Genomic DNA, 9,500 nt, shown 5'->3' on the forward strand with positions numbered 1-9,500 from the left:
TTCGTCGACGCGCTTCTACGCACAGATTTCGCCGTACGCAGGCATCCTAGCTACGCGGGGGCTTGGCCCCTCCCGCGACCGGATTTTCACCGGCTAGAAGATGCGTGCCTCTGGGCACGCTAAACAAGAAAAAAGCCGCATCTGTGCGGCTCTTCATGAGTTTGCTTCTGTTTCACTATTTTACGATTTGCCACGTGACGCCGTAACGGTCTACGACCTCCCCGTAGTAGGCCCCCCATGGCTGCTGGTCGAATGGAAGCTTGATCGTTCCACCCTCGCTGAGCTTCGCATAGGCATTACGTGCTTCCGCTTCCTCGTCGAAGGTTAGGGAAAGGCTCATATTCCGGCCGCCTTCCGCAGGCTGGAAAGAATCGGACAGGAATAACGTATTACCTCCGGCTACGGTGAGAACCAAATGCATGACTTTATCTTTTGCCGCTTCAGGCGTCCCCGGAACTTCACCCAGCGTTTTAATAAAATGAATTTCTCCGTCTAGCGCATTTTGGTAAAACTCCGCTTGCGTTCTTGCATCCTCCGACATCAAATAAGGTACCAGTTTTGCTGCCATATTCATCAACAACCTTTCAAGTTTTTTGGGGTTCTTGCATTTTCCGATTTAAATTTGTTCCCGTAAATTCGCCTCCATGGCAGCGATGATGGGGTTATGATAGGTTTGTGCCGGATCTGCCAGCTGACGCAATTCAACGACGACTTCGCCGCGCCCCTCGGGAACGGGAAGCTTTAGCGCCCACTCCATCGCTTCGTCCATAGTACGAGCATCCAGGATAAGAAACCCTTCCAACAGGTCGCTCTCCATGGAAAATGGTCCGGCTGCCACGGCGGCCCTGCCTCCGTCCGGCGGCAACGTGATCCTTAGCCCGCTCGAGCTTGGAAGCAGCGATTCATCGGCGAGCAAAATTCCTGCATTGGCAAGAGACCTGGCATACGCTGTCCGGCGGGCCGCAAAATTCGGATCATAGGCCACGCCCGCTTCCGAAAACGCTGTCGATTTAAACATCATCAAATATCTCATAAAATAGGCTCCCTCAGGCAGGGATCGGATTTGGCAGCCATCTGCCTTAACCTGCCTCTACCTGAACGACGAACGCGGGAGCTCCGATTCGACAACCGGCATGAAAATCATGATTCATCCCTGCATTCGGATGCCCGTGCGAGCAAAAGCTTCCGCTCGCGGCTGGTTTTCGTCAAGGAAGCCGCTCGTTCAAACTCGAGGCGCGCTTCTTCGAACCGATTCAATTTGTACAACAGATCGCCGCGAACGCTGGGCAAAAGATGGTACGCGGATAACGAAGCCTCTCGGTTCAATTCGTCGACGATTTGAAGGCCGTAAGCCGGACCGAAGGCCATGGATATCGCCACGGCGCGGTTCAATTCCACGATCGGCGAAGGCATGACGCGCGACAAAGCTTCGTACAAGGCGGAGATCCGGACCCAGTCCGTGTCCGCCAGTGTCGCCGCTTGCGCATGGCAAGCGGCGATAGCTGCCTGGAGCGCATAGGGGCCGTACGGCTTCCCTAACTGCTGGCAGCGATGAAGAGCTGCGAGCCCGCGGCGGATCAGGAGCTGGTCCCACCTGGCGCGGTTTTGGTCCATGAGCAGGATCGGCTCCCCGTCCGCTCCGACCCTCGTCTTCAGACGCGAGGCTTGCAATTCCATCAGCGCCGCGAGCCCGTGCACTTCGGGTTCGGCAGGCGCAATCTCCGCCAGCATGCGGCCGAGCCTCAGCGCTTCCTGGCATAGAAGCGGCCGGACCCAATGTTCGCCCGCGGTTGCCGAATAACCTTCGTTGAACATTAAATAAACGACCTCTAGAACCGTAACCAATCGCTCCTTCAGTTCTTCGCCTGCGGGAACCTCGAACGGGACCTTCTTGGCGCTAAGAGTACGCTTCGCCCGAACGATCCGCTGCGCAATCGTCGCTTCCGCTGCCAGAAAGGCACGGGCGATCTCTTCCGTTGTAAGCCCGCACAATAACCTTAACGTGAGCGCTACCCTGGCCTCCTGCGACAATACCGGATGACAGGTCATGAAGATAAGACGCAGGAGATCGTCGCCAATCTCCCCGTCCATGCGGCGATCCATATCTTCTTCCGTATACAATTCGGCGGTGCGGGTCAGCTCTGCGTATTTCCAGTCGCGAAGCTTGTTTCTTCGCAGCAGATCGATAGCGCGGCGCTTCGCCGTCGTCATGAGCCATGCTCCCGGATTGTCGGGGACTCCCGACTTCGGCCAGCGCTCTAGCGCGATCACCAAGGCGTCTTGAGCCAGATCCTCCGCCAGCCCTACGTCTCGAACCATGCGCGTTAATCCGGCGATTAATTTGGGGGACTCGATCCGCCAAATGGCATCGATCGTCCGTCCCGTATCTGATCGGCTCACAACCTGAACTGCCCCCTGATTTTTACTTGCGTTGCTTCATCCGAAGCCAATTGTTCCGGATCGAAAATTTGCCTCAATTCAATCTCACCTTGCCCGCCGCCATGCGGATCAGGCATGCGCATCGCCCACTCGATCGCTTCTTCCCGCGACTTTACCTCGATCAGCGTAAAGCCTGCAATAATTTCCTTCGCCTCCGTAAACGGCCCGTCCACCACTTTCGGCTTGCCGCCCGGCTCCGGATACGAAATACGAATGCCGCCGGAGCTCGGCTGCAGTCCGTCTGCGGCAAGCAGCACCCCCGCCTTGGCCAGCTCCTCGTTATATCTCAGCATGGCATCGAGCAATTCCTGGCTAGGCATTACCCCCGCTTCCGAATCCGTTGTTGCCTTCACGATCATCATAAATCTCATGTTTAATCTCCTCCATATCATGTATAGTGGACCTATTTTTCGTTCGTTTCAAACCGCTTGGGCAGGCCTCTATATAAACAACGAATGAATGCCGGACCAATCGACACATCTAAAGAAATTTATTTGTATTATTTGAATGCTTATCATTCGATGCGACCAGCAACTGGTATTTCCATTGGGTTGGAAAAATATATAAAAGTATACTTCAAAATGAAATTGGAGGTCAATTTACTTGACATTCCAAGCCGAAAAAGGCGATAAACATATGATTCGTACAATTTTAACCGATCCGTTTGCTTACGGATATTTGACCATTATCGAAGTTGACGCTCCCCAAGCCCAGCCCCAAAAAAACAAAATTGAGCCGCAGACTGCTGAAATTGAATTTTTATGCAGGGAGTGAAAAATGTTTTCAACCTAAAGAACAACGCCTAAGATGAGGAACCCCGCTTAGGCGTTGATATTGAGCCAAGAACAAGATCGGCTTTTTAACATGCAACAAAAACGGGGCCTCCAGAAGTCAGTTTTCACTGACTTTCTGAATAACCCCCTCTTCTGTGTGCGCTTTTCATCGATCGCAGAGTGTTATTTCGTGGAAACGGTGAACTATCGGGTTCATGCCGAATGCCTTGCGCTAGCTTTGCTTTGCGACCCGCAAGGCAGTCCGATCAACGCTCGGAGTCTCTTGATCTTACGATTCAACGATTATCGAATGAATGCCCCGCTCTTGATAACATGCGCGGGGGGAGAATACATTACGCGAATATCTGCAATCGGATCGCCGTCAATCACGATTAAATCGGCCTGTTTTCCAACCTTTACGCTGCCGATTTTATCCTCTAACATTAACAATTTGGCGCTGTCTATTGTCGCCTGCTTCAAAATCTCGACGTTCGAATATTCCAGGAATTCTTTACGCATTTTAAATTCCAATCCCGGATTTTTCTTGTATGACGCATAGGATACGTCCGTTCCCCAGCCGATGAGCACATCGTAGCTCACCGCATTCATGAGAGAATTTTTCACGGTATCTTTCAATTTATTTATTTTCTTTGCGGCTTCAGGGAAATCCGTATAATCGCTTTCGATCAAATCATGCATGATCGCCAGCGTCGGTACAATGCCGACATCTCTTCTACCGTTCATATACTGCAACGTATCATCCGAGATCATACTTGCGTGTTCAATGGTACGAACACCTGATTTGACGCCAACATCGATCGCTTCCGCACCATGGGCATGCATCGCTACATAAGATCCTCGGCCTGAGGCAATGTTCACCGCTTCCCTGATCTCATCTTCCTCCAGAATGCGAACGCCCGGGTCGCCTCCTTGCGACATCATCGAACCGCTTCCGTACAGCTTAATGAAGTCCGCGCCCTTTTGGAAATTTTGTCGCACTAATCTTCTCATTTCAGTCGGGCCGGTTACATATTCCAAAAGATTCTCCATGATTTCTACGCCGGGTTCGTGCGGACATAAGGTAGCTCCTGAAGCAATGACGGTTGGTCCTGCGACGACCCCCTCCTCAATGGCATTCCTTAAAGCGATAGTTGGACATGATTTGTCATCGCCTACGTCCCGCGCGGTCGTGATGCCGATACTGAGCAGATATTGCGCGTATTTCAAGCAATCAAACGCAAAAGCAGGCTTGCTGAGCTGCAAAATTTCTGCTTGCGTTGGACGAACAAAGGCTAAATGCACATGCATATCGATGATACCGGGCATTACCGTGGAGCCTTTTACATCCACTTCTTCATAACCTTCGCCGTTCAATGTTCCGACTGGGGCGATTTCCTTGATAATTCCATTTTCGATGAGGATGTCTCCCGTTTTCAAATCCGTACCTTCTGTCAGTGCCTCCACAAAATTGCAATTTCTTAAAATGATCAACCGTATCATCCTTTCATATCGCAGTTTATGTTTAGATCGCGTTGGTATTTGCTTGTAAATCTTCTTGTTGCACATGCTCTGACTTTTCACGTGCAATTAATTTTTTCGATTCATAGTTCAGCCAAAAAACGCCGGTTAGCATAATCATCATGCCGATGACCATAATGCCGAATACATAGTTGTAACCCGACACGCCATACATATCTAAAAAATGTCCGATAAGCTTAGGTAAAAATAAATCGGAACAATAACCAAACATGAGGGCTAACCCGGTAATCGTACCGGCAAGCGCAAGCGGTGCCTTCAATTCCGCCAGCGGCATATTCGCCGCCGTGTAACTTAACCGGCTGATGAAAATGGCCAGGAAAATCAAACTGATGACCAGAATGAGATATTTGTGATCCCGTGGAATGAAGCTTAAAATGATGATAATCAACAATGCGGGCGTAACGGTCGAATAAACTAAAGGCGCCGTTCTTCCGATTTTGTCACGAATAAGTCCGCCGATAGGGGCAGCCAGAATTTTAATGCCGTAACGAACGATCGCGGCGAATGCCGTCGTCCAGACAACGGGCATCCCGTATGCTGCATTTAAATAGGGGCTCATATAGCTAAGTGCAGTGGACTCGACGTAAACTCCAAAAGAAATCATCGCGATGATCCAGGTTACGGGCATTTTTGCCGCATTCCACAGCGATTTAAAAGTGATCCTTTCACTATCGTCCGAAGAGCTTGTACCATATTTTTTATTGTCATAGAAGAAGAACAAGCCCAATCCAACCAAAAAGAAAAAGCCGCTGAAACCTAATATGACTGTGCGAAAACCCGCAACCGTATCGATGTTTTCTCCGATCAGATAGGCCAGTCCCAAACAAAATCCTGCTGAAATAATCCCGTCAATCGCCATGGAGTAGCCGAAAATTCTGCCTTGCTCCGTGTTATCTCCGAGCATTCGAAGACATTTGATTTGAGCGCTCCATAAAAATAAACCTAACGTAATTGACATAAGAAAGAAGATGAATAATAACGTGTTATAGCTTGGAATCGTAGACATCCAAAAGCCCAAGAGCGATGTACTTAATACCGACGTTGTTACTAAGGTTTTCGATGAAAACTTGTCGCATAACCAACCGCCCACCACATAGCCTGGCACTGCCAAACTTGCATAAGCAGCCAATAAGGACCCCATTTGTTCATTGGAAAGCTCAAAAACGGCTTGGAACGGCACATAAAATATAATCGGTAAAAACAATATATTCACGACTGAAACGGCAGCAGACAATAAAAATAGCGGTATAATGCGATCCCTTAAACCTCTTTTACCAGAAGTAGCCCTCATAAATCCTCCCCCATGATTAATTTATACATGTATAATTTTAAATATAATGCAAATCAAAAGAAAGTCAAATTTTTTTTGAAGCTTTTGCGACTCCAACGAAGCTCTTCCTTTTTATTGCAGTACGATTAGCCTTATTCAGCTCGGTTCATTGACTGTCCAGGGAGCAAAGGGTATACTTTAAAAAAATCAATTAGCGAATGCGGAATAATATTTATACATGTACAAGGATGATGCGCGATGAGATATAAAAAATACATACAAGCCAATGAAGAAGAACCTATAGATAATTCCACGGCAAAGGTCATATTACAGGCTGCGACGGAACTTTTTATGAGACAAGGCTACCACTCCGTAACCATGCGCGACATTGCCTCGCACGCGAATGTGAACCTTGGCTTATTGCCCTATCACTTTACGTCTAAGGAAAATTTAGCTAAGCATGTGTACCTCGGATTAATGGATCGGATCTACCGACAAATCGGCACGATTGATATGAGCCGCGTGTCCAACGCCGAAAAAATATATATTACTACCCTCTTATCCTGGAAATATGTAGAAAATAGCGAGGAATATTCTAAATTCTTCTATGAATTCTATGAATCGGCCGGTCCCTTTGAAACGCCAAGCAAATTATTCATACAGATGTCTTCTACAGTTATATTAGAGCATGGGCTGCAGATAGGACGCGAAGAAAATGAGCTTTATTTTACCGTGATGAAAGGGGCCGAATGGCTGTTAATTCAAAAACGGTACAAAAAAGAAATCCAAATCACGCTGGAGGAAATGCTGAACATCCTTTATTCCAATTATTTATACAACATAGGGCTATCGGACAAGATCATTGCGGAAACGATTCAGAACAGTTTGAACTTCTTAAAGAGCTTAGAAACATAAAAAAATGCACTAGGACCAACCTAAAGAACAACGCCTAAGATGGGGGCCCCCGCTTAGGCGTTGATATTGAGCCAAGAACACCTAGCTCGATAGAAATTATGATTATTCATCCTCATACGATTCTTGTCAATTCACTGTTAATGACTCGATGTGCGGCAACATAACGATCGTTCGGACTAATCCCAAACGATGCAAATTGAACTTTCGATTGATTTGTAATAAATTGGACTTCATACTGCTTCGCATTTCCTACAAAAAGGCTAGTGTATGTGGAAGCATTCGGTTTTACCATAAATGCAACGTTATGAATCAATTTCTTTTTACCGTTTAATGCGTACACTTTAATTCTTACTCTTGCAGTATTATGTTGATCCTGGTTTAGTGAGTTCACAACAATACTGCGGGATACAGTCTTGTCTTTCTCCGTTAGGTTATTCAGAGGTCCAGTCGTATACTTACGAATCATTCATCCCCCGCCCCTTTCACAAACAAGATATTATGATAAAAGTCAATGTCACTGTAATATCTTATTCATTCAAAGGTTTATCTGATTGGACGAACTTAAAGCAAAATGAATCGCCCTGCCTACAAAAGAGGACAGGGCGATTGTTTTTCATCCGTGTTCACAACTTTCCAAGCCTTAAATCAAAAAAATATTGCACAGCCGGATGCTTTAGCTTGATTTTTTCAGACATGTTTAAAATCCGCTTTTTCCCAACTCGTCTGTCGATCAATGCCATAATATTTAATAATATATCGTTACTCTCGAGGCTATCTTCAATAGAGGAGGACAAAAACGTATTAGCCGCATCCATAAAATTGGATTTACTGAGTGAAGATTGCGCTGCCCAAAGCTCCTTGGCCAACTGGGATATTGCTCGGCTTCGCGCAATCGCGATTAAACGATCTTCCGGAATCTTCCCTTGCATATTCATTCTTACAGCTTCAATTTGTTCATGACCGATCGGAATATCGATACCCGAGTCGTTTTTTATTTCCTGCTCCGATTGATACCATGTGATAAAGGTAGTCGCATCGCTCATGTTCAGTATATTTTTTTTATCAACCGCGATATAACAAATCCCCGCTTTATCGGGCAAATAACGATAGCCAGTTGCGCGGTATTCCACTTTCCCTTGTAACGAAGGACTGAGAAAGCTCTCCAATTGCTGCTTCAATTTGCTCCAGGACATGATCTTCTCCTATTTTAAAAAAAGCCTTATTGTCTAATTCGGAATGGCTGCCTTCCGTTTAATTTACATTACTAGACCCGTTAGAATAAATCAAACAAATCTTTTACGTCCGCGCCGACTGAACCCTCGGGGTTCGGCCCCCGCCTAGGCATAAGGGTTCCGGGACATAGCCCTGTTTTCGTGCATCCCCCGATTTCCGGATGTTTTCGGATGTTCGTGACAAGGATTGTGACCACAAGGTCATGAATGCTTGGCTGAAGCCAAATGCTGATTACTAGAACATTCAAGTTCGTAGTATAATATTTATAATGATTGGAGATGATTTCAAGAATGAGCGACCGTCTGCTTGATCCGCGTAACGATTTTGTATTCAAACGTATTTTTGGTAGTGAAGACAATAAAGATATTTTACTGGCCTTCCTGAATCGCACGTTTATGGAAACGAATGAACCGCCGCTGACAGAAATTATTCTGATGAATCCATATACAGAGAAGGATGCCCCCAGTGACAAGCAGTCCATTCTCGATATAAAGGCCCGGACGATTGATGGCAAGCTCGTCAACATTGAAATCCAGCTTTTTAACCGTTATGACATTGAGAAGCGTACTTTGTACTATTGGAGCAAGATGTATTCAGATCAGCTTGCAGAAGGTCAAACCTACCGGGAGTTGAAGAAGTGTATCACGATCAACATACTCGATTTTTCGTATTTACCAGATAAGCAGTATCATAGTGTTTTTCGTTTGCGTGAGCAACGTACTGGATTGCAGCTTACCGATGATTTGGAAATTCATTTTATGGAATTGCCTAAGCTGGATGACACCAACGTTCTGGTTGAAGGCGGCTTGGTCAACTGGCTTCTATTCCTTAAAGGTGTAGATCAATCGACTTGGGAGGTGTTGACGATGAATGAACCGATGTTGAAAAAGGCGATGACGACATTGAAATTTCTTAGCCAAGATGCCGAAGCACGCCAACTCTATGAAGCCCGGCAGAAGTACCTTCATGACGAAGCATCGATGATTGAAGGAGCAAAAGCCGAAGGAGAACGTAAGAAAGCACTTGAAATAGCCAAGAGCTTGCTTGATTCCAATGTTGATATAGCGGTCATTGCAAAGTCTACAGGGCTTAGTATGGATGAAATTGAAAAATTAAGAACACATTAGCAATGACAATACATTACAAATGCCGAAAGTTGCAGCTTACAGACTTTCGGCATTTATTTAAGCCTGAATTTCGAAAGTACGATCGTCTAAAAATATAAAAAGGGCTCCAAATCTTTGGTAGAATGGTGTTTGCGAAGACAACATCACCCAAAGAGAGGAGCACCCTTTAGATGAAGTCTACCACAGACGTCAGCAAAATCAAGA

The 9,500-nt window shown here is 46.4% G+C and carries 11 protein-coding genes; 3 read left to right on the forward strand and 8 right to left on the reverse strand.

All coding sequences use genetic code 11. The features are described from left to right. Positions 1-175: 175 nt before the first annotated feature. The 4 genes from N0M98_RS33230 to N0M98_RS33245 form a co-directional block, all read right to left on the reverse strand. Complete coding sequence (locus N0M98_RS33230; protein WP_259620460.1) at positions 176-568, reverse strand: VOC family protein; 393 nt, start codon at positions 566-568, stop codon at positions 176-178. A 48-nt stretch (positions 569-616) separates the two neighbouring features. Then, positions 617-1,033: a YciI family protein gene (locus N0M98_RS33235; protein WP_249865082.1), complete on the reverse strand. Its 417-nt coding sequence runs from the start codon at positions 1,031-1,033 to the stop codon at positions 617-619. A gap of 107 nt (positions 1,034-1,140) precedes the next feature. Next, complete coding sequence (locus N0M98_RS33240; protein WP_259620461.1) at positions 1,141-2,400, reverse strand: RNA polymerase sigma factor; 1,260 nt, start codon at positions 2,398-2,400, stop codon at positions 1,141-1,143. Then, positions 2,397-2,810 carry a YciI family protein gene (locus N0M98_RS33245; protein WP_259620462.1) on the reverse strand — a complete coding sequence of 138 codons (414 nt, stop codon included), beginning with the start codon at positions 2,808-2,810 and terminating at the stop codon, positions 2,397-2,399. Before N0M98_RS33245 ends, N0M98_RS33240 begins: the two co-directional genes overlap by 4 nt. A 232-nt stretch (positions 2,811-3,042) precedes the next feature. Between N0M98_RS33245 and N0M98_RS33250 the strand changes: the two genes are divergently transcribed. Beyond that, complete coding sequence (locus N0M98_RS33250; RefSeq protein WP_249865085.1) at positions 3,043-3,213, forward strand: hypothetical protein; 171 nt, start codon at positions 3,043-3,045, stop codon at positions 3,211-3,213. A 302-nt stretch (positions 3,214-3,515) separates the two neighbouring features. On the opposite strand, the gene N0M98_RS33255 is transcribed toward N0M98_RS33250, so the two are convergent. Both N0M98_RS33255 and N0M98_RS33260 read right to left on the reverse strand, forming a co-directional pair. Beyond that, complete coding sequence (locus N0M98_RS33255) at positions 3,516-4,703, reverse strand: metal-dependent hydrolase family protein (protein WP_259620463.1); 1,188 nt, start codon at positions 4,701-4,703, stop codon at positions 3,516-3,518. Positions 4,704-4,734: 31 nt separating this feature from the next. After that, a complete protein-coding gene (locus N0M98_RS33260) occupies positions 4,735-6,042 on the reverse strand; it encodes an MFS transporter (RefSeq protein ID WP_249865087.1) in 1,308 nt (435 codons plus the stop codon). 237 nt (positions 6,043-6,279) lie between these two features. On the opposite strand from N0M98_RS33260, the gene N0M98_RS33265 reads away from it, so the two are divergent. Beyond that, complete coding sequence (locus N0M98_RS33265; RefSeq protein ID WP_249865088.1) at positions 6,280-6,936, forward strand: TetR/AcrR family transcriptional regulator; 657 nt, start codon at positions 6,280-6,282, stop codon at positions 6,934-6,936. A 112-nt stretch (positions 6,937-7,048) separates the two neighbouring features. Here the strand turns inward: N0M98_RS33265 and N0M98_RS33270 are convergent, their stop codons facing one another. Continuing rightward, entirely contained in the window at positions 7,049-7,402 is a 354-nt protein-coding gene (locus N0M98_RS33270; RefSeq protein WP_259620464.1) for a hypothetical protein, read from the reverse strand. A gap of 157 nt (positions 7,403-7,559) precedes the next feature. Next, entirely contained in the window at positions 7,560-8,129 is a 570-nt protein-coding gene (locus tag N0M98_RS33275) for an SF0329 family protein (RefSeq protein WP_249865090.1), read from the reverse strand. A gap of 330 nt (positions 8,130-8,459) precedes the next feature. Here N0M98_RS33275 and N0M98_RS33280 point away from each other — a divergent pair, with 330 nt between their 5' ends. After that, positions 8,460-9,296, forward strand: coding sequence for an Rpn family recombination-promoting nuclease/putative transposase (locus N0M98_RS33280; protein ID WP_259620465.1), 837 nt, complete (start codon positions 8,460-8,462; stop codon positions 9,294-9,296). The last annotated feature ends 204 nt before the right edge of the window (positions 9,297-9,500 follow it).

Origin of the sequence: Paenibacillus doosanensis, from assembly GCF_025060755.1 — a bacterium.
Classification (GTDB): domain Bacteria; phylum Bacillota; class Bacilli; order Paenibacillales; family NBRC-103111; genus Paenibacillus_S; species Paenibacillus_S doosanensis.

What these genes read in the sequence shown, in the direction of transcription:
- N0M98_RS33270 (WP_259620464.1), bottom strand. Translation starts at nt 7,402, where the DNA reads ATGATTCGTAAGTATACGACTGGACCTCTGAATAACCTAACGGAGAAA.
- N0M98_RS33265 (WP_249865088.1), top strand. Translation starts at nt 6,280, where the DNA reads ATGAGATATAAAAAATACATACAAGCCAATGAAGAAGAACCTATAGAT.
- N0M98_RS33230 (WP_259620460.1), bottom strand. Translation starts at nt 568, where the DNA reads ATGGCAGCAAAACTGGTACCTTATTTGATGTCGGAGGATGCAAGAACG.
- N0M98_RS33260 (WP_249865087.1), bottom strand. Translation starts at nt 6,042, where the DNA reads ATGAGGGCTACTTCTGGTAAAAGAGGTTTAAGGGATCGCATTATACCG.
- N0M98_RS33245 (WP_259620462.1), bottom strand. Translation starts at nt 2,810, where the DNA reads ATGAGATTTATGATGATCGTGAAGGCAACAACGGATTCGGAAGCGGGG.
- N0M98_RS33275 (WP_249865090.1), bottom strand. Translation starts at nt 8,129, where the DNA reads ATGTCCTGGAGCAAATTGAAGCAGCAATTGGAGAGCTTTCTCAGTCCT.
- N0M98_RS33235 (WP_249865082.1), bottom strand. Translation starts at nt 1,033, where the DNA reads ATGAGATATTTGATGATGTTTAAATCGACAGCGTTTTCGGAAGCGGGC.
- N0M98_RS33280 (WP_259620465.1), top strand. Translation starts at nt 8,460, where the DNA reads ATGAGCGACCGTCTGCTTGATCCGCGTAACGATTTTGTATTCAAACGT.